The organism is Photorhabdus cinerea (genome assembly GCF_011189575.1).
Classification (GTDB): Bacteria; Pseudomonadota; Gammaproteobacteria; order Enterobacterales; family Enterobacteriaceae; genus Photorhabdus; species Photorhabdus cinerea.
The window spans coordinates 1-20,322 of the sequence record NZ_PUJW01000030.1; the positions used below are offsets into that span (position 1 = coordinate 1).

General features: G+C 39.8%; 16 protein-coding genes and 3 tRNA genes. 8 read left to right on the forward strand and 11 right to left on the reverse strand.

Annotation, left to right across the window (positions count from 1 at the left end; translation table 11 throughout):
• A partial coding sequence (locus C5469_RS19540) for a tail fiber assembly protein (protein ID WP_166310119.1) occupies window positions 1-248 on the forward strand: 248 nt, incomplete at its 5' end.
• A 118-nt stretch (window positions 249-366) separates the two neighbouring features.
• Here C5469_RS19540 and C5469_RS19545 read toward each other — a convergent pair.
• From C5469_RS19545 to uvrY, 6 genes are all read right to left on the reverse strand, one after another.
• Window positions 367-453, reverse strand: a tRNA-Leu gene (locus tag C5469_RS19545).
• Between the two features lie 6 nt (window positions 454-459).
• Window positions 460-533 (reverse strand) — tRNA-Cys (locus C5469_RS19550).
• A 38-nt stretch (window positions 534-571) separates the two neighbouring features.
• Window positions 572-647 (reverse strand) — tRNA-Gly (locus tag C5469_RS19555).
• Between the two features lie 144 nt (window positions 648-791).
• Entirely contained in the window at window positions 792-1,340 is a 549-nt protein-coding gene (pgsA, locus tag C5469_RS19560; RefSeq protein ID WP_166310121.1) for a CDP-diacylglycerol--glycerol-3-phosphate 3-phosphatidyltransferase, read from the reverse strand.
• Between the two features lie 57 nt (window positions 1,341-1,397).
• Complete coding sequence (gene uvrC, locus C5469_RS19565; protein ID WP_166310123.1) at window positions 1,398-3,230, reverse strand: excinuclease ABC subunit UvrC; 1,833 nt, start codon at window positions 3,228-3,230, stop codon at window positions 1,398-1,400.
• Window positions 3,214-3,879 carry a UvrY/SirA/GacA family response regulator transcription factor gene (gene uvrY, locus C5469_RS19570; protein ID WP_054480468.1) on the reverse strand — a complete coding sequence of 222 codons (666 nt, stop codon included), beginning with the start codon at window positions 3,877-3,879 and terminating at the stop codon, window positions 3,214-3,216. The genes uvrC and uvrY overlap by 17 nt, the downstream gene beginning before the upstream one ends.
• A gap of 1,108 nt (window positions 3,880-4,987) precedes the next feature.
• On the opposite strand from uvrY, the gene C5469_RS19575 reads away from it, so the two are divergent.
• The 7 genes from C5469_RS19575 to C5469_RS19605 all read left to right on the forward strand — a co-directional run bounded on the left by C5469_RS19575 (window position 4,988) and on the right by C5469_RS19605 (window position 15,341).
• Complete coding sequence (locus C5469_RS19575; RefSeq protein WP_166310125.1) at window positions 4,988-5,416, forward strand: universal stress protein; 429 nt, start codon at window positions 4,988-4,990, stop codon at window positions 5,414-5,416.
• A gap of 152 nt (window positions 5,417-5,568) precedes the next feature.
• The gene (locus tag C5469_RS19580) at window positions 5,569-5,907 is read left to right on the forward strand and encodes a hypothetical protein (RefSeq protein WP_166310127.1); all 339 of its coding nucleotides are present in this window, start codon (window positions 5,569-5,571) and stop codon (window positions 5,905-5,907) included.
• A gap of 118 nt (window positions 5,908-6,025) precedes the next feature.
• Window positions 6,026-6,463, forward strand: coding sequence for a universal stress protein (locus tag C5469_RS19585; RefSeq protein WP_166310129.1), 438 nt, complete (start codon window positions 6,026-6,028; stop codon window positions 6,461-6,463).
• A 349-nt stretch (window positions 6,464-6,812) separates the two neighbouring features.
• A complete protein-coding gene (gene aqpZ, locus C5469_RS19590) occupies window positions 6,813-7,508 on the forward strand; it encodes an aquaporin Z (protein WP_166310131.1) in 696 nt (231 codons plus the stop codon).
• A 307-nt stretch (window positions 7,509-7,815) separates the two neighbouring features.
• A complete protein-coding gene (locus tag C5469_RS19595; RefSeq protein ID WP_166310133.1) occupies window positions 7,816-8,817 on the forward strand; it encodes an endonuclease in 1,002 nt (333 codons plus the stop codon).
• A gap of 599 nt (window positions 8,818-9,416) precedes the next feature.
• Window positions 9,417-10,208 (forward strand): phosphate starvation-inducible protein PhoH, encoded by a 792-nt coding sequence (gene phoH / locus C5469_RS19600; RefSeq protein WP_166310135.1) that lies wholly within the window; start codon window positions 9,417-9,419, stop codon window positions 10,206-10,208.
• Between the two features lie 495 nt (window positions 10,209-10,703).
• On the forward strand, window positions 10,704-15,341 hold the full coding sequence (locus tag C5469_RS19605) for a non-ribosomal peptide synthetase (RefSeq protein ID WP_166310137.1): 4,638 nt from the start codon (window positions 10,704-10,706) through the stop codon (window positions 15,339-15,341).
• Window positions 15,342-15,450: 109 nt separating this feature from the next.
• Here the strand turns inward: C5469_RS19605 and C5469_RS19610 are convergent, their stop codons facing one another.
• The 5 genes from C5469_RS19610 to C5469_RS19630 all read right to left on the reverse strand — a co-directional run bounded on the left by C5469_RS19610 (window position 15,451) and on the right by C5469_RS19630 (window position 20,200).
• Window positions 15,451-16,293 carry a siderophore-interacting protein gene (locus tag C5469_RS19610; RefSeq protein WP_166310139.1) on the reverse strand — a complete coding sequence of 281 codons (843 nt, stop codon included), beginning with the start codon at window positions 16,291-16,293 and terminating at the stop codon, window positions 15,451-15,453.
• Window positions 16,294-16,429: 136 nt separating this feature from the next.
• The gene (locus C5469_RS19615; RefSeq protein WP_166310141.1) at window positions 16,430-17,659 is read right to left on the reverse strand and encodes a histidine kinase; all 1,230 of its coding nucleotides are present in this window, start codon (window positions 17,657-17,659) and stop codon (window positions 16,430-16,432) included.
• A 67-nt stretch (window positions 17,660-17,726) separates the two neighbouring features.
• The gene (locus C5469_RS19620) at window positions 17,727-17,885 is read right to left on the reverse strand and encodes a DUF2474 domain-containing protein (RefSeq protein WP_072161917.1); all 159 of its coding nucleotides are present in this window, start codon (window positions 17,883-17,885) and stop codon (window positions 17,727-17,729) included.
• Window positions 17,866-18,873 carry a cytochrome d ubiquinol oxidase subunit II gene (gene cydB, locus C5469_RS19625; RefSeq protein ID WP_166310151.1) on the reverse strand — a complete coding sequence of 336 codons (1,008 nt, stop codon included), beginning with the start codon at window positions 18,871-18,873 and terminating at the stop codon, window positions 17,866-17,868. Before cydB ends, C5469_RS19620 begins: the two co-directional genes overlap by 20 nt.
• Window positions 18,863-20,200, reverse strand: a complete 1,338-nt coding sequence (locus C5469_RS19630) for a cytochrome ubiquinol oxidase subunit I (RefSeq protein WP_166310155.1) — start codon at window positions 20,198-20,200, stop codon at window positions 18,863-18,865. Before C5469_RS19630 ends, cydB begins: the two co-directional genes overlap by 11 nt.
• Between the last annotated feature and the right edge of the window lie 122 nt (window positions 20,201-20,322).

The following is a 20,322-nucleotide window of genomic DNA, read 5'->3' on the forward strand; positions in this document are numbered from 1 at the left end:
GTAAAGAGTGGGTAGTTGATAAAGACCTTCTGAAGTCTCATCAGATTAACGAAGCAAAGCAACAGCAAGCAGCACTGTTACAGCAAGCAAATGAAACACTGTCTCTATTGCAAGACTCGGTTGACTTGGAAATGGCGACAGATGAAGAGGAAGCAGCATTACTTGCCTGGAAGAAGTACCGGGTATTGCTGACTCGTGTAGATGTTAACCAGGCTCCCAACGTTGAGTGGCCTGAGGTGCCGAAGTGAAAATATAGCGAAAAGATATAGTGAACGAATAGTGAAGTGTGATTTGTATCAACAAAAAAGCCACCTTGCGGTGGCCTTTTCTTTTCCCTAACTCACTGTTTTATCAGTGAATTTTATATGGTGCCCAGGGCGGGACTTGAACCCGCACAGCCTTACAGCCGAGGGATTTTAAATCCCTTGTGTCTACCGATTTCACCACCTGGGCTGAATCTGGAGGCGCGTCCCGGAGTCGAACCGAGGTTGACGGATTTGCAATCCGCTGCATGGCCACTCTGCCAACGCGCCTTAATATCAGCAACTAATCATCATCCCGACTAGTTTTTTGGAGCGGGAAACGAGACTCGAACTCGCGACCCCAACCTTGGCAAGGTTGTGCTCTACCAACTGAGCTATTCCCGCATCGCTCCGAACTGGCTGATTTACTTGTTTGTTTTCGTAAACCTCATGTGCCGTTCGATGCGTTGCATTCTACTTACTTAACGTATCGAGTCAACACAATTATTGTTACGATATGTTTGTTCGGTGTTTTTTGCGTCAGTTAGATCAAGCTTCACGCAAATCAGACCATGCCGCGTTTACATATTGAAACATTGACCAAAATGTCATCACTGTAGCGACGTAAAGTAATATGAATCCACCAAGCTCGAATTCAAAATTAGGGCGCCATAATAAAGCTACTAATGCTGCCATTTGGGCTGTAGTTTTTATTTTACCCATCCAGGAAACGGCAACATTACTGCGTTTCCCCAATTCGGCCATCCATTCTCTAAGCGAAGAGATGATAATTTCACGTGCTATCATGGTTGCGGCAGGTAATGTTATCCACCAGGTATGATAATGCTCGCAAACTAATACTAATGCGGCGGCAATCATGATTTTGTCAGCGACAGGATCAAGAAATGCGCCAAAGCGGGTAGTCTGTTTCCAAAGGCGGGCAAGGAAACCGTCAAACCAGTCTGTCGCCGCAGCGACAATAAAAATTGTGGCACAAACCATCGGCGCCCATTTGAATGGCAAATAAAACGCCAGTATGAAAAATGGGATCAAGACAATGCGGAACAGAGTGAGCCATGTTGGTATATTTAATTGCATAGTGCTTCTTAACTATCTGGCTATAGTGGAATTTATAAGTATGGTGCATCAATGCACTTAGTGTTTCAATGCATTATGAATTTTTTCTGCTAATGCATAGGAAATAGTCGGTATTTTTGCGATCTCTTCGACATTTGCGTTGCGCAATGGCTGTAAACCTCCCATATATTTTAGTAACATTTGCCGGCGTTTTGGGCCAACACCTTCAATGGATTCAAGGATACTGGTATTTTTAACTTTAGCTCTACGCTGGCGGTGCCCGGTTATTGCATGATTATGTGATTCGTCACGAATATGCTGAATAACATGCAGGGCAGGAGAGTCTGGTGGCAATGCCATACTTTCACCTCCAGTAGCAAAAAACAGTGTTTCAAGCCCCGCTTTGCGATCGCTTCCTTTGGCAACACCTATCAATTGAGGATGAGTTTTATCCCATTTAACATCAAGAGATTGGAATACGTTGATTGCCTGAGCTAACTGCCCTTTACCGCCATCAATAAAAATAATGTCGGGAACTTTTGACTCGTCCAATGCCTTACCGTATCGACGGCACAATACTTGATTCATCGCTGCGTAATCATCACCTGGAGTAATACCACTAATATTATAGCGCCGATATTCAGAACGTAGTGGGCCATTGCTGTCAAAAACGACACAAGATGCAACAGTTTGTTCCCCCATAGTGTGACTGATATCAAAACATTCCATTCTTTGAATTTTTGCCAAATTAACTAATTTGGCGAGAGAGTCCAATCTTTGATGAATAGTTGATTGTTGAGATAAGCGAGTAACCAGAGCTGTGGCGGCATTTGTACGGGCGAGTTTCAGATAACGAGCTCTGTCTCCACGAGGCCGGGTTTGAATATGAATTTTTCGACCAGATATTTCAGATAAAGAATCAGACAGAATTTCTTTTTCTTGCAGAGCAAAATCTAGTAAAATTTCTGATGGCAAAGTCCGGTTTTGACTGCCTTGTAAATAAAATTGACCAAGAAATGTTTGTACAATCTCGTTAAGCTCTGTCCCGGCAGGTATTTTAGGGTAATAACTGCGGCTACCCAGCACTTTGCCTTGACGTATAAATAGTACATGTAAACAAGCCATTCCCGCTTCAAATGCAATGCTTATGACATCCAAATCATCGTCTGTTCCTGAAACAAATTGCCTCTCAGTGACCTGACGAACCGCCTGAATTTGATCACGATATTTTGCAGCATCTTCAAATTCTAGTCGCTGACTTGCTGCTTCCATGCGGTTAATTAATCGGGTTAAAACTTGTTGATCTTTGCCTGAAAGAAACAGGCGAATATAATCAACTTGTTGCTGATATTCTTGTTCGCTCACTAATCCTTTAACGCAAGGCCCAAGACATCGGCCAATTTGATATTGAAGGCATGGACGGGAGCGATTGCGGTAGACACTATCTTCACATTGTCGGATAGGAAAAAGTTTTTGTAGCAAGATTAATGATTCACGTACTGCATGAGAATTTGGGAATGGGCCGAAGTATTCACCCTTAGAATGTTTGGCCCCCCGATGCATTGCCAGCCGGGGATGTTTATCTGCGCTGAGAAAAATATAAGGGTAAGATTTGTCATCTCGTAGCAAAACATTATATCGGGGCTGATGAAGCTTGATGTAATTGTGTTCCAATAACAGCGCTTCTGTTTCTGTGTGAGTGACAGTAACATCTATTTGAACAATGTTTTTGACCAAAGATTCAGTTTTACGGCTGGCCACTTGTGCCCGAAAATAACTGGAAAGCCGTTTTTTTAAATCCTTAGCTTTACCGACATAAATAACTGTCCCCGAGGAGTCATACATTCGATAAACACCAGGCTGACTGGTTACTGTTTTTAAAAACGCTTTTGAATCAAATTGTTCCGTCACTATTTAATAGACTCTCTGTGTCGAACAGCCCATAGCGTATTGCCATATGCGTTAATTCTACATCACCGTTGATATTTAGTTTACTAAACATTCTGTAGCGATAGCTATTGACGGTTTTTGGGCTGAGGTTAAGTTGTTCGGAAATATCACTGACCTTTTGCCCTCTTGTGATCATCAGCATAATCTGTAATTCACGATCAGACAGGCAACTTAATGGATTTTCTTTCTGTGGGTTAATCTGACTAAGTGCCATTTGCTGTGCAATATCGGGAGCTATATAGCGCTGACCAGCATTAACAGTACGAATCGCATTGATCATATCTTGAGGGGTAGAGGCTTTACTGAGATATCCTCTGGCTCCAGCTTGCATTACCTTCATTGGTAATGGGTTTTCAGTATAGATAGTCAGCATAATTACACGGATATCGGGGCAATAACGCAAGATTCTTTTTGTCGCCTCCAGGCCGCCAATACCCGGCATATTCATGTCCATTAACACGATATCTGCTTTATTGACCCGGCACCATTTTATCGCATCTTCACCACAGTTGACTTCTCCTGTAACTGTTATCCCTTTTACGTCATCAAGAATACGTTTTACACCAACTCTGACCAATTCATGATCATCGACTAACAAAACATTAATCAAAAAAGTGTCTCCAACTGGTCCTATGTTCATATAATGAGCTTTATTGATATTGCGTGTGTATTAAATCTGCTTCAGAAGAGTTAACCTCAGTAATCTATTTTTGAATTTTTAATAAAGACTATGTAAAACAATAGAATAGGGAGGCTTTCCTAAAAACTCATTCGGAATGTGGACATTATACTTATATCTCCAAAAGACAAAAGAGAATTGTCTTATATAGTTATATGTATTATTTATTCGTAATAAAAATATCCTGTATATTCTGATTATAATAGAATTAATGACTGTATAAATATTTGTGAAATAAATATTTTTAACAAAAAATTAACATTTGTTTTTGCTGGTCTATTTATGTGGTGTATAAAAATAAGGGGTAAATTATATGGCATAGTTATTATTTTCATGACGTAATTAATGCTTAAGTAATGACTATAAGTAAAATTGATCTCATCTCACTGTTCGATACTGAAATTCTGGCAACAGAGGTAGTATGTTTAAAAGTTCTGTTAGCTTTAGATCAAAAAATTTTCGATTTTAAAAGCTTCAGATTTTTGAAATCATGGAGTTAAGCAGAAGTAGGGCAAATCATACTTAATCGGGAATTTGTTATTGTTTTTGTTTATTAAATAATGCTATTTTTGAAAATATCTTTCTTTTCCTATCTATACAAAGGTATTTTTATTTATCATTAATTTTACTGTTCAACATAAATATGAATATTTAATAATATTTACTTCGATAAGGCGCTTATTTTTTTGTTGTGACTGTCAGATGAATGTTATGTATGTAAAATATTGAGATTTTTATTTTATTGTAAGAAACAGATGATATATTGAATAAAGGCATTAATTTATTTTTTCTTGCTACGGGAAAAATCTGGATATGTTTTTACGGCAAATAGTAATAAGTTTATAATGATGAGGATTAATTTTCTTACTTTATAAGCTAAAATGCTATGAGGAAAGTATTGATTACAGACTTTATCAATATGAAATATAAGTGTTTTCTGTTATTTTTTCATCTTATTGAATAACTCATAGTAATTAATAAAATATTGAGTATACTAAGATAATAGTCTGGTTTGGTATGTAAATATAGGAGAGTGCGTATGTACAACACTATTTTAGTACCGGTAGATATTTCAGAAGATGAACTAACGAATAAGGCTGTTAAGTATGCTCTGTCTTTAGCTAAAGAAACAGGCGCGAAGCTTCATATTCTTCATGTGTTACCAGTCTCATCTGCGATTGTTAATGCATATTCATTGGGATATGAGGAAATTAAGGATAAAGCGACAGTTAAAGCAGAGAATGATTTAAAAATGCTGCTTGATACAATAGATTTTCCTGATGAAAGGCTATCCTATTCTATTGCCTTTGGTTCGCCGAGAGATGAAATAGTAGAAGCTGCTACAGAAATTAGTGCTGATCTTATTGTTATTGGCTCAAGGAGGCCCAATATCTCCACCCATTTATTGGGATCTAATGCCGCAGGTGTTGTTAAATATTCGAAAACTTCTGTTTTGGTTGTTAGGTAGCATAGTAAAAATTTAATTGATAAATTGGCTAGCCATCTTTGGATGGCTTACCATATATATCAGTAGGTTAAGGCTGTGTTGTTGTATTTTAGTTGACTTTATTTTCATTGGATTTGGTGTGATTATGTAAACGTGTTGAGAGTGAACTAATCGTGGAAAAATTTACTGAGAAACTGATTCGGTTGGATCATTTTTTATGGCGAGTAGCTCGTTTTTATCTTATTGCCGCAACATTTTTCTTTATTGGGATAATTCCGGGTGTACTGGGGTTTTATCTGATAGAAGGGCACTCATTTTCTGAATCTGTACTTAACTCTTTATCTATGCTTGGTGCACAGGGATTAGATCCTGCCCCTGTCAGCTTATCTGGTAAATATTTTATTGCCATATATGGGTTATTTCTAGAAAGTGTGTTCTTTATCACTTTGGGGCTGGTTGTAACACCTTTTATTCACCGAATTCTACATAAATGGCATCTTGACTCTGAGTAATCGGGAATGAGTTATGGAGTAATTTGTTTGATTTAGTTAAACAACTCACAGCAAATAATGGAATATTTCATATACTCAATAAAGTAGCTCGGTTTGGTATATAAATATAGGAGTGCATATGTACAAGACTATTTTAGTACCGGTAGAAATTTCAGAAGATGAATTGACCGATAAAGCGATTGCACATGCAGAGTATTTGGCTAAGTTGTCTAATGCTAATATCCATCTTTTCCATTCCGTTCCTGATATATCAAGATTTTCAATTAGTTATAGTTATCAGTATGACTTGCTCAACGCTTTTGCTAAGAAATCCATTGTCAGATCAAAAGAAGAACTGGCAAAAGTTGCTGAGAAAATAGATTTACCAAAGGAACGGGTATCTTTCTCTGTCGCTTTTGGTTCACCAAGGGATAAAGTATTATCGACAGCGGGTGAAATTAATGCAGATTTAATCATCATTGGTTCCAGACGACCTAATATTTCTACCCATTTATTGGGTTCAAATGCTTCAGGGATTGTCGGATACGCAAATATTTCAGTTTTAGTAGTCAGATGAGTTATCTATCCAGTAATGAGAAAGTCACTTATTGTATAGTACCAACCGTTTAAGAGTACCTATGCGATAATCCGGTGTTAATGTTTTTTGCACCGGATTTTTCTATTTTAAAACGGAATGTTGGATTTATTCTGAGGATAGTTGATTTTAAGTTATCCAATTCTCATTAAGAAATTGATCCACACAGGATTAATGCTGCATTGAAACCATGTTTAAAGCGAGTATCAGGCAACGAGGCTGCATAAATTGGCAACTTATGTGTTTATGGCAAAAATAAGCGTGATTTTAATTTATTGGCTATAGTTAATTTTAGCGAGGTAGCTCTTTGATGACTGGATGAGGATAAAACATGTTAAGAAAATTAGCAGCTGAATTATTTGGAACGTTCGTTTTGGTTTTTGGCGGATGTGGTAGTGCGGTATTAGCTGCCGGATTTCCTGAATTAGGTGTTGGTTTTGTTGGTGTAGCTTTAGCATGTGGTTTAGCCGTTTTGACTATGATATATGCAGTAGGGCATATTTCCGGGGGGCATTTCAATCCCGCAGTGACAATTGGTCTTTGGGCTGGTGGCCGTTTCAGAGCAGCAGAAATCATTCCTTATATTATTTCTCAAGTCATAGGCGGTATTCTTGCGGCGGCAGTGTTGTATGTGATTGCCTCTGGGCAGGCTGGTTTTGATGCGACAGCCAGTGGTTTTGCTGCCAATGGTTTTGGTGAACATTCACCTGGTGGTTTTTCGCTTCAGTCAGCTATTGTTGCTGAAGTTGTTTTGACAGCTATTTTCCTGATGGTCATTATTGGTGCGACAGATAAACGCGCACCTGTAGGTTTTGCGCCATTAGCAATAGGTCTGGCGTTGACTGTAATTCATTTGATTAGCATTCCTGTCACAAATACCTCAGTTAACCCTGCACGAAGTACTGCTTCTGCTATATTCCAGAATACCTGGGCTTTAGAGCAGTTATGGCTATTTTGGGTGATGCCGATTATTGGCGGGATTATTGGTGGTGTAATTTATAGGCTTTTATTGGCTGAAAAAGAATAACTTTTACTGACGGCTACCTTGCTTAAGACCGTGTTATATATGCGGTCTTTCTCATTTCATTCTATCCTTCCTGAAATCTAATTTCAGATAGTAGACATTATTTGCTGAATTTTGCTCGCTCTGGCATCAATTATCTGTTGTCTGGCAAAATTAGAGTGATATTTCAACTTGTTTATTGAATAGCCTTTCGTTTTAAAAAGAGTGTTAAGAAGAAATGCAAAGAAACAATGTTTGTCTTATAGGTCGGTTGTAAGGCAACATAAAAGGGAAAGATCAAAACGATACTTTTAATAAATAGGATTTATCATTGAAACAGAAAATTAATTTTGGGGTAATCTATATTGGGTGTTTTAGTTTAATCATTCCACTATCTTCCTTTGCCGCTCCAGCTACCTTTGAACAAGCTAAAGTTGAACTGCGTAACCGCATATACCACGATCAATTTAAGTCAGAGGAAGGGACACTTTATTGTGGCTGTCATTGGCAATGGACAGGTAAGAGCGGTGGGCATGTAATTCTTCCTTCGTGTGGTTATCAAGTCAGGTCACAACAGAATCGTGCTGAACGGATTGAATGGGAACATATTGTTCCTGCCTGGGTTTTTGGTCATCAGCGACAATGTTGGAAAAATGGCGGGAGGAAAAATTGTGTCTCTTCAGATCCTGTTTTCAGGTCAATGGAATCTGATATGTATAATTTGGCTCCATCAATTGGGGAGGTTAATGGTGATCGTAGTAATTTCAGTTATGGAATGTTACCGAAAAGTATGCCGAATGTTTATGGTCGTTGTACCAGTAAAGTTGATTTTAAATCTCGAACGTTCGAACCTAGAGATGGGGTAAAAGGGCAGGTAGCTCGGATTAATTTTTATATGCACGATCGCTACAATCTTTCTATGTCCCGCCAGCAGCAACAATTATTTATGGCTTGGGATCGTCAGTATCCACCGAGTAAATGGGAACGGGAGAGAGATAATCGGATTGCCAGTATTATGGGGCATCATAATCCTTTTGTTACCGGTGAGCAGAAATGGGAGTTGTGGCATAAGAACTCTGCTGCTGGTATTCCACAAGAAGAGCAAAGAAAAAGGGTGGGAAACAATAACCAAACAGATAGCAGGAAAAAACTGACGTCATCAGATACACCACGTACAGGATTAATTAAAGGCAATAACAATAGCAAAATTTATCATTTCTCCCATTGTTCGGGGTATAAGATGATTATGGAGAAAAATGCCATTTATTTTAAAACAGAAACTGAGGCAAAAAATGCCGGTTTTCACCTCGCTCAAAATTGTAAGGGTACTTAATAGAACAGATAATTAACTATCATTTTGTTCTGTCATAATCAGTATGATATTGCCACCATCCGGTGGAGAAGAGGGATCGCAGATAGATTCCTTATTCCGGATGGTAACAGAATACATCAATATCATAGAAACTAAACCTGTCACTGCATAAAAGCAGCTATATTAATAATGGATTAGCTTATGTTAATTAATATTCATCACTGTAAATATCAAGTTACACTATTTAATAAATGAAATTTCAAGGAAAAATAAACAGATAATACAGTCGATTATTCTTTAATAAAAACTCCCTGAGTTTCTTGCCATAAATTAAAAGTTGTCATTATACTGTCATGATGATTCGTTAGTTTTCACTAAACAGAAATAATTGCGAATAACGTTAATAATAGAGGTGTTAACTGTATTTCCGGTGGGAGGGATTTGAACTTGCAATAATATCAGAACCGATAAGGTGTGTGGTGATTTTATTACCGTTTTTTATGAGATTAAATGAACTGAAAGGGAGCGATTATCTTTTTGAAATGATGTAGTTAATGATGTAGTTATTGATCGGTGATATGACACCACATGGGTGAAAACAACGATAAGGTGCTACTGCTATGAGTAGACAGAAAGCAGCGATTAAATCACGTCGAGAAGCAAAACGGATTATGAAAAGGGATTTGCGTCATCAACGTTACCGAGATGATGACAACGTGACCTCTTTGGTGCAACTCGGCGGCGTAGAAGCCATAGGTATGGCACGTGACAACCGGGATACTTCGGAGATCTTACCACGGACCGAAACTCAATATCGTTATATGCGCGCTATAACTTATAAGAAACTGATTATTGCTAATGGGGAGGCAGGTTGTGGTAAGACTTTTATCGGTGCTGCAATGGCAGCAGAGGCATTGATTAATAAAGAAGTCGATAGGATCATTGTCACCCGACCTGTATTACAGGCAGACGAAGATCTTGGTTTTCTGCCCGGAGATATAGCTGAAAAATTTGCGCCTTATTTCCGGCCTGTGTATGACGTTTTAGTAAAACGTATGGGGGCGTCATTTCTGCAATATTGTTTGCGACCTGAAATTGGCAAAGTAGAAATTGCCCCTTTTGCCTATATGCGGGGCAGAACATTTGAAAATGCATTTGTGATCTTGGATGAAGCGCAGAATGTTACGGTCAACCAGATGAAAATGTTTCTGACCCGGCTTGGAGAAAATGTGACGGTAATTGTAAATGGTGATGTGAGTCAGTGTGATTTGCTTGCCGGAGTGGTTTCAGGATTAAGGGATGCACTGGAAAGATTTTCAGATGATGAAACCGTCAGTGTTATCCATTTTAATCAAGAGGATTGCGTTCGTTCTCAATTGTGCCAGAAGGCGTTATTGGCTTACAGTGAATAATCCGAGGAATACGCCGTTGAGAGTTTTTGAAAAAACATCTCACGGCGTTGCTTTCATCGTTTAATTCTGGTCGTATTATGTTTATAATTAACTATTTTTTTGATAAAGATATTTAAATTAATAATATTCTTATTATCTTATTATCTTATTATCTTATTATCTTATTATCTTATTATCTTATTATCTTATTATCTTATTATCTTATTATCTTATTATCTTATTATCTTATTATCTTTGTTCTTTTGTTAATGGAAATGAGGTTTGTGTTAAATATCACTTATCATATTATACTTATAATGAGTGATATTTTATGTTGTGTGATGATGGTTGGAGTTAATTTTATGTATTTATTGGTATGGCATAGAGAATTAAATTATCAGATTGTATAGAATAAATTTATTATAAGAATAGCCAGTGATAATTTCACCAGTTGCAACGTCATCAGTTAAACATATTTTCTCAGGTATTGATTCAATAAACTTGGATACTATTATTATGCAAAATTCGCCGATAAATAGAAATGGTTTATTATATGAAAAATCAGGAAAGTCTCATGAGCTTATTATGGCTTTTGGTCTTGATGTCGATTTGCCTAAAAGTAACCCATTTGAGAGTTGCCAATATGATGAATATCAGGTGAAATTGCCTGCAAAGTTGACGGATGCGTTACGCTTGCAAGCTGATCAATCAGGTGTTGATTTAACGAGTTTATGTCATCTTGCCTGGGGAATAGTATTAGCAAAATACAGTGTACAGCAGCAAGTCATTACTGGCACATTACAATATTATCAATCCGGCTTCGGTATTTTACCCCTGTTTCTGGACATTGAAGAAAAAAGTGTGATCGATGTATTACTGAGTGTCAATGAATATTTATCACAATTGTTAATAGTTCCCACTGATATCTATTCTACAACATCGGAGTTTACTGCCCTTATTTACCATCAATATCATCATAATAGGATTGAGCATGGTGATGAGATTAATGTTCCATTAATGTTGATTATTAATGATGATGGCAATAATTTAAAATTGACAACCCGGCTGCTCGCAATGTCCAGAATTTCAGCTTTACAGTTGTCTGGTTATTTGCAACAAACATTACAACAATTGGTTTGGGTATTAAGCGAACAACCCACAATCGCTGTGAGTCAATTGAATATTCTGCCATCGGCTGAACGAAGATTATTACTGGAAACCTGGAATGCAACACAAACCGAATATCCAACAGAATGTTGTGTCCATCATCTGTTTGAACAGCAAGTTGCCGCTTCACCGGACGCTACCGCACTGATATTTTCGGGGGAAAAATTGAGTTATGCGGAGTTGAATCGACAGGCAAATCAGCTGGCACATTATCTGATCATGAATGGGGTAGTACCTGACAGTTTGGTTGCTCTTTGTGTTGAACGAAGTCCAGTAATGATCATTGGCTTACTTGCTATTTTGAAAGCGGGTGGTGGTTATGTGCCACTTGATCCCGATTATCCACCAGAAAGATTGAGTTATATTCTGGAAGATGCAAAGCCCGTGTTGGTATTACATGATATTGCTGGTGGAGCAGCATTAAAAAATTATTTTGAAACGGCAAATAATAATCTGGATATTGATCAGTTATCACTAACGGATTTATCACAGGAAAATCCTGATGTAGCAGAATTAACTGCTCATCATCTGGCATATGTCATTTACACATCAGGATCAACAGGGAAACCTAAAGGCGTTATGGTTGAACAGGGTAATGTTGTTAATTTCTTACTGACCATGACGGATAAGCTATTATTTTCAGAACAGGAAAGCGTTCTGTTTTCCACTACCATATCGTTTGATATTGTTGCAGTGGAAATATATTTGCCTTTGATTAATGGCGCTACGGTTTTTATCGCGCCTAAGAAATTATTCCTGAATAAAGAAGCGTTAATAAAGACTATCACTGATAATCAGATCACGATGATTCAAGCAACACCTTCTACTTATAATTTGGTGACAGATGAGGGACAGGCTTTTTTTAAAGGTGTAAAAATATTGTGTGGTGGAGAAATAATGCCAACTAGTTTGGTCGGTAAATTATCTGAAAATAGCCGCGATATTTGGAATTTATATGGGCCAACAGAAACCGCGGTTTGGTCTACTGTTTACCATCTTGGTAGTGAAAACAGTGATAGGGGGAGTTCCGTATCGATAGGGAAACCTGTTGCAAATACGCGTATTTATCTGTTGGATAACCAACAACAACCAGTGCCTTTAGGTGCTATTGGCGAGATGTATATTGGCGGGGCTGGTGTGACGCGTGGTTATCTGAATCGTGCGGAACTGACAGCAGAACGCTTTTTAGCTGATCCTTTTAATCCACAACCGGGTTCCCGTATGTACCGTACTGGCGATTTGGTACGTTATGCTCATGATGGAAATATTGAATATATTGGTCGAAATGACTTCCAGGTGAAAATTCGGGGCTTTCGTATTGAACTGGGTGAAATAGAAACGCGCATCAATACGCATCCGTCTGTACTGGAATCAGTAGTTGTTATTACTGAAGGAGAAAGGGGGAATAAGGGATTAGTGGCTTATGTTGTTATTTCCCCTGAATTGGCAACTGCGCAGGTTTCAGAAACTTTACGTGATTATCTGTTATCTAGCCTGCCGGAATATATGGTACCCGCTGCCTTTGTGGTATTAGCGAATTTTCCATTAACACCAAATGGCAAGCTTGACCGTAAAGCACTACCGGCTCCCAATGCTTCGGACTATCAACGGCAAAATTATGAAGCTCCACGAGGGGAAAAAGAATCTTTGTTGGCAGGAATTTGGGGTGAATTACTCGGATTTAAACATATTGGTCGCCATGATAATTTCTTTGCTCTCGGCGGTAACTCGTTGTTAGTCGTACAGCTTATAGGGCAGTTAAGAAAGCAAGAATATGTAGTACAACGGGAAGGAACACTGTTTTCCACGTCAATATTGTCTGAACAGGCATTAATGCTGGAAAAAGCAGACGATTCGCTAACAGTTCCGGCTAACTTGATTGATGTTGCATGTGAACGGATCACACCAGAAATGTTGCCACTGGTTGATATAAGTCAGGCAGATATTGATATGTTGGTCAATCAAGTTCCGGGTGGGGTTAGCAATATTCAAGATATTTACGCTTTATCACCACTACAAGAGAGGTTTTTGTTTTACCACTTGATGGCGCAACGGGGTGATCCTTATCAAATGATGCTCCGAATGGCATTTAATGATCGCAACAGTCTGGATACCTATATTGACGCTATGCAGCAGATGATTAACCGTCACGATATTTTACGTACTGCTTTTTTTGTTGAAGGATTGGCTTGTGGCCCGGTTCAGGTGGTACTCAGAAATGTACCATTGCAGGTAATAGAGGTGACGCTTTCTGCAACATCAACGGATTCCTTTATTGAACAGCTCGTTGCGTATCACACTATTTCTGATCATCGGTTGGTACTGCATGATGCACCATTACTGCGCTTGATTGTGGCACGAGAACCTGGTAGTGAACGCTGGCTGGCTCAGGAAATTATTCATCACTTGCTGGCAGATCATACGACACAGGAAGTCATGCATCGTGAGATAGGTTGTTTTCTATTCGGTCAAGGAAGCTTGCTGCCAGAAACTGTGCCGTATCGTAATTTGATTGCTCATTCTCGCCAGGTAAATGAGAGTAAAGCTTATGAATCCTATTTCCGCCAGATATTGGCAGATATTGATGGGCCTACCGTGCCATTTAGTTTTTATGATTCCATGTTGGGGGATGAGCCGCTTGATGAATATTATATTGAGTTACCAATGGAATTGAATAAAACCTTACGAGATCTGGCTTGCCGGTACAAGGTTAGTTTGGCCAGTTTGGTTCATTTGGGTTGGGGGCTGGTGTTGGCAAAAAGCAGTGAACGGCAGCAGGTTGTGGCGGGTACCGTACTGCTTGGACGTATGGGTAGTGACACGGGGGCGGAACGGAGCGTAGGGCTGTTTATTAACTTTTTGCCATTACGGATGGATATTGATGAACAGAGTGTGACAGATACGTTAATCCAAACCCATGAGCGTTTATCGCAACTGCTTGCTTATGAGCATATCCCATTGACGGATGTGCAGCGTTGCAGTGGTGTGTCTGCACTGGCCCCGCTGTTTTCATCCCTTATCAATTACCGTCATCGTAGTCTAATCGATAGGGAACAACCTGCTTTGCCCAATTGGCCTAATGTGGAGATTTTGGGAATAGATGAAAGGTGTAACTACCCAGTGATTCTCTCGGTAGAAGATGATGGTGATAGCTTAGGATTAACCGCGCAGGTCGTGGTGACGGCTCCGCTTTCTGCTGCCCGTTTATGTGACTATGTCCAGCAAGCGTTCGAACAGTTGGCTTGGGCGCTAAATGAGCAACCGACACAACCTATATCTCACCTTAATGTCTTACCTCCGGATGAACTTGCATTACTGCAGGGAAGGGAGCGAACTCAGACGGAGGATCGCGGTGGTGATGTAGCTGGTTATGATGATGACGACAATATTGAATATATTGGATGCCATGATCATCAAGTTAAAATCTGGGGTTTTCATACTGAGTTACGGGAAATTGAGGGATTACTGGAAGCGTACAAGGGTATTCATCAGGCGGTGGTGATTACCAGAAACGATATCGGGGGTAGCTTATGTTTAGTGGCTTATCTCATGTTGTTTGAGGGTTTTTCTGATGAAAATCTGGTCAAAAAATTGCGGCATTATCTCTGTCAACATCTTCCGCCGCATATGATACCCGTGGCTTATGTGGTACTCGAATCTTTACCGCTAATGCCAAACGGTAAAGTAGATCGAAAAGCCTTATCTCATTCTGATTCATCTACTTATCGACATTCGCATTATGAGCAGCCAGAAAATGAGCTTGAAGAGATGTTAGCCAGGATATGGAGCGAACTTCTCGCCGTTGATAAGGTAAGTCGAAACGATAATTTCTTCGACTTAGGTGGGCAGTCATTATTGGTTGTAAGATTTGTATTCAGGTTACAAGAGGAGACAGGGTTCCTTTTGCCATTCTCATTTGTTTTCAAAAACCCGGTACTCAGCGATCTTGCTGATAACATTAGCATCTCTTTGGTTAAGAAAAGGTAGGGATGGAATAAGGGTATTGAATAAACCTGTGGGAACACGCCGTTGGCGTTTTGCTGGCGTGATCCCTTGAGTTTTTCACTCATCAGTATTTAGTGGCTGATGTTATGTATTAATCGTACCTATTCATCATCATCACTTCATCGCGTAAGTCGTGATAACCATCTTCGTTAAAGCCATATCTCCAATAGGGGATGGCGCATAGTTGGTGACGTTCATAACCTTTTTCACGGCGAACATAGCGACGAAGTTCTTTTACCAATTTATCTTCACCTGCGAGCCAGAAAGTGACATCTTCTGTGGGTAATGACCAAGATTTGAACTCGAATACGATATCGTTGGTGACTTTAACACTGCCAATAACCCAATGGATTGATATTCCTTCAGGTTTTTTCAGATCTTGAATATCCAGTTCACTTTCGACACGAATAATCACTTGCCCGGTAGCATCTGGGTTGTTGATTGTTTCCAATAAAGCCGCAATTGCGGGCAGGGCACTGGGGTCGCCAGCCATATAGTAGTGACTGACCTTTGGCAGCAATGGATCAGGGCCACCGGGATTAGTAATGCCTATCCAGTCACCGATTTTTGCTCTATAAGCAAATTCCACAGCGGGACCACCACCGTGATGCAGTGCAAACTCAATATCGATCTCTTTTTGTTCGGTACGGAGAGCCCGAACGGAGTAAGCACGGGTAATTGGACGAAATTCATCTGCTGGCCATACCGGGCCTTTTGGGGATAAGGTGGGTAATATCGGTTTTGTTTGTCCCGGAAGCGGTAAGAATATTTTTAAAAGTCCACCCTCACATTCAGTCGGATAACTATCGAGACATTCACTTTCGAAAGTAATCCTTCGCATATTGGGTGTCACATCAAAAATGTTTTTTACTTGAACAAGTCTTGGTGGGGCAGGGCGATAAATGTTCTTTTCTTCAATTGTTTTAGTAGTCACGTAAAATTCCTCTGGAAATCGTACTTTTTTAATTATCTGGTATGACCAAATTCAGTGTAACAGCAATTGACGCAAATGCTAATTATTATCATTCAATAAGCTGCGTCATATTTATAATTTGGTTTCATATTCTTTTTTAGTCTAATAAAACCTGAATCTTTATTTCTGTACCGCCTTGTTTACGATTTTTTATCTGTAATTGTCCACCCATTATGTTGACCCTGTCTTGTATAATCGCTAGCCCAAATCTATTTTTATTGATGGCATTCAGATTGATTCCTTGGCCATTGTCACTGACAACGGCAATGATTTTGTTATCGATAGAATCAATACGGACGCTGATCCAGTTCGCATTAGAATGTTTGTAGCAGTTATTCAAGCACTCTCTGATAATTTGTACCAAATGCTTACTGTAATTGTCAGAGATGTGCTGATATGTCAGCAGGTAATTGAATTCAATATTGAAGCCTAAACGGTGGTTAAATTCGTTAACCAGAGCTTGTAAGGATTCTTGTAGATTACATTGGGGTTGTTCATTCCGAAAGGCGGCAAGTAATTCTCTTAGTTGACAGTAAGCGATATTCAACTCATCTTTAATCATATTTAGTGAGGTTAAACTTTGCTTGGATAAATTATCACTACATATATACAGGCAATTAACTTGGATCTTAAGGAAAGAGAGCGATTGAGCAATTGAATCATGGAGTTCACGGGAAATAGATGCTCTTTCTGCCGCTAAAATGCTTTGATGATGGCACTGGATTTGGTTTTCCCGGAACAACTTATTTGTTATTAAGGCAACGACATCCTGAACCAGGTTCTTTTCATCCGGAGTAAGATCACTATTTCTATGTGTCTTTATCCAGAGTGTTCCATAGTTATCAATATTATCATCCAGATTCCACCTCATTGTCAGAGGCATATCGAAATAAGGACACTGGTGGGGGTTACGGAAAAAATATTCTTGTTGTGAGGGATAAAGGATGATTTTGGCTTCACAGAAAGGGATCAGGCGGCTGAGATGAGAAAAAATCTCCGGAAGCTTTTCAGGCAAAAGCTTGCAATTTTGTATTTTGAAATGGCTTTGGCAGAGAAAATCCAAGTAGCCGTTTTTTTGTTTCAATGCGTTAATTTCTGCTTTGTATCTTGAATGTTGCCATTCTTTGACAGGAGTAGAGTTATGCACCACTCTTATCAGAAAATACACATTTGTAATACTTAACATGATCAGTAACGGTAGAATTAAATCTGGAATTGATGGTTTGTTAATCAACAACAGTATAAAAAGTAAAAATAAATTTATAACAGAGTTGATCACAAACAGTTTTTGGTTTTTGAATATGGTGTTATTTGAACTTGTTTTCATCAGGTTAAGATTCCGTTCTGCAATACTGATGAAAACTTTAGCTCAATTTATTAAATAGTGTTAACAATTACTTTAATTTCATGCCTGCTGCTGTCATCAAAAGGCGAAATAAGCTGGATACAGCATAAAGTGTCATCACACTGCAACACCAGATCATTACCATCCAGCCTATCCGTTTCCATACGGAAGGGCGTGGGGTGTTTGGATTAGTGGTAGCCTTGTTCATGGTTAACTTTCCCCCGAAAAACATAATAGCTCCAGTAGGTATAAACCAGGATCACTGGGATGATAAGAAGGGCACCGACCAGCATAAAACCTAAACTCTGTTGTGGCGCTGCTGCCGCTTCGTAACTGATTGCTGGTGGGATCAGGTTAGGCCAGATACTGATACCTAATCCACTGTAGCCAAGGAAAATCAGCAACAGTGCTAACAGAAACGGTGTGTACTGTGCTTTGCGTTTAACTGAATGCAGTAATTTCCAGCCGGACCAGACAACTAACAATGGCACAGGCAGGAAGAACAGCAAATTAGGTAAGCTAAACCAACGTTCAGCAATTGCTGGATGCGTTAATGGTGTCCACAAACTGATTATGGCAATAACACCCAACATCAGAAAAATGAGTGGCCGGGCGACACGGTACATTGCCTGTTGTAGGTGGCCTTCTGTTTTCATAATCAGCCAGCCACAACCTAACAATGCGTAGGCAAAGATAAGTCCAAAACCACAAAACAGAGGGAAGGGGGCGAACCAGTCAAAAGATCCCCCCGCATAAGCACGGTTTTCAACTGGGAATCCCTGTATAAAGGCGCCAACGACAACCCCCTGAACGAACGTGGCAATAACAGAGCCACTGATAAAGGCTTTATCCCAGATATGGCGGTGCTCAGGAGATGATTTGAAACGAAATTCAAAAGCAACGCCGCGGAATATCAGGCCGAATAACATTAATGTCAGAGGAATCGCCAGGGCATCAAGGATAACGGCATAAGCTAGGGGAAAAGCACCGAATAAACCGGCTCCCCCAAGTACCAGCCAAGTTTCATTACCATCCCAGACGGGGGCAACACTGTTCATCATTAAATCACGGTCACTGTTACTTTTAACCGTGGGATAGAGCAGTCCAATGCCAAGATCAAAACCATCCATCACAATGTACATCATGGTACTGAACACAATGATGATGAACCAGATTAACGGCAGATCAATACCCATTTTCTAACTCCTTTTGGGGTCCTTTACGGATAAGTTTCATCATATAAGCGTAACCCACACCAAATACTGAGCTGTAAACCACGATGAAAAGTAGCAGACTGATACTCATATGCATTTCTCCGTGCGCAGATACCGCATCTTTGGTGCGTAACAGGCCGTAAACTACCCATGGCTGACGGCCTATTTCTGTGGTAAACCAACCAGCAAGAATGGCGATCAGGCCGGAAGGTGCCATCAAAAACATAAAACGCAGAAAGGCTTTTGACTGATAAAGCCGCTTTTTATAGCGCAACCATAATCCCCAGCAGCCGGCAATTATCATCAACATACCAAGGCCGACCATCACCCTAAATGACCAGAAAACCATCAGGGCATTTGGTCTGTCTTCCGGTGGAAACTCCTTAAGGGCTGGAACTTGCTTGTCTATGCTATGAGTCAAAATCAGGCTGGCAAGATAAGGAATTTCCACGGCATAACGCGTCTCTTCCCGTTCCATATCAGGGAAGCCAAATAGGATCAATGGCGTTGCTTCACCGGGAAGATTTTCCCAATGGCCTTCCATTGCGGCTATCTTGGCGGGTTGATGCTTGAGGGTATTAAGACCGTGAGCATCACCGATCAATGCCTGTAAAGGAGCAATAATCAGGATCATCCACATCGACATAGATAGCATTTTTTTCATTGCTGTCGAGTCATTGCCTTTCAATAAATGCCATGCCGCTGAAGCTGCAATAAAGAATGCTGAAGCGAGGAAGGCCGCAGTACACATATGAGCCAGATGGTATGGAAAGGAGGGATTAAATATTACTGCCAGCCAGTCGACGGGGACGACCTGATTATTGATAATTTCATGGCCTTGTGGGGTTTGCATCCAGCTATTGGATGCCAGAATCCAAAAGGTGGATATCAGCGTACCGAGAGCTACCATGCAGGTGGCAAAGAAATGTAATTTTTCACCTACACGGTTCCAGCCAAATAACATGACGCCAAGGAAGCCTGCCTCAAGAAAGAAGGCAGTCAGTACTTCATAAGTCAGTAAGGGGCCGGTGATTGAACCGGCAAAATCGGAGAAAAAACTCCAGTTGGTGCCGAACTGATAAGCCATAACCAAACCGGAAACAACGCCCATCCCGAAGTTAACAGCAAAAATTTTCGACCAGAAATGATATAGCACTTTGTAATCGGTATTACGTGTTTTCAGCCATAATCCTTCCAGTACGGCTAAAAAACTTGCCAGCCCGATGGTAATCGCCGGAAAGATAATGTGAAAGGAAACGGTAAAAGCGAATTGAATTCTGGCCAGTTCCAGAGCACTTAAGCCAAACATAGTGACCTCTTATTTTAGTTTGAATAAAGGCGGGAAATGTGTGCAGTCAGTAAAGCATGGAAAAAAAGGCTATAATAGTGACAATTTTATGTATATTCACTATAACAGTTTGTGGGGAGGTC

Coding starts and splice junctions, on each gene's coding strand:
- C5469_RS19620 (WP_072161917.1), bottom strand. CDS start 17,885: ATGAACAAGGCTACCACTAATCCAAACACCCCACGCCCTTCCGTATGG.
- phoH (WP_166310135.1), top strand. CDS start 9,417: ATGAGTAGACAGAAAGCAGCGATTAAATCACGTCGAGAAGCAAAACGG.
- C5469_RS19605 (WP_166310137.1), top strand. CDS start 10,704: ATGCAAAATTCGCCGATAAATAGAAATGGTTTATTATATGAAAAATCA.
- C5469_RS19615 (WP_166310141.1), bottom strand. CDS start 17,659: ATGAAAACAAGTTCAAATAACACCATATTCAAAAACCAAAAACTGTTT.
- C5469_RS19575 (WP_166310125.1), top strand. CDS start 4,988: ATGTACAACACTATTTTAGTACCGGTAGATATTTCAGAAGATGAACTA.
- C5469_RS19630 (WP_166310155.1), bottom strand. CDS start 20,200: ATGTTTGGCTTAAGTGCTCTGGAACTGGCCAGAATTCAATTCGCTTTT.
- cydB (WP_166310151.1), bottom strand. CDS start 18,873: ATGGGTATTGATCTGCCGTTAATCTGGTTCATCATCATTGTGTTCAGT.
- pgsA (WP_166310121.1), bottom strand. CDS start 1,340: ATGCAATTAAATATACCAACATGGCTCACTCTGTTCCGCATTGTCTTG.
- aqpZ (WP_166310131.1), top strand. CDS start 6,813: ATGTTAAGAAAATTAGCAGCTGAATTATTTGGAACGTTCGTTTTGGTT.
- C5469_RS19585 (WP_166310129.1), top strand. CDS start 6,026: ATGTACAAGACTATTTTAGTACCGGTAGAAATTTCAGAAGATGAATTG.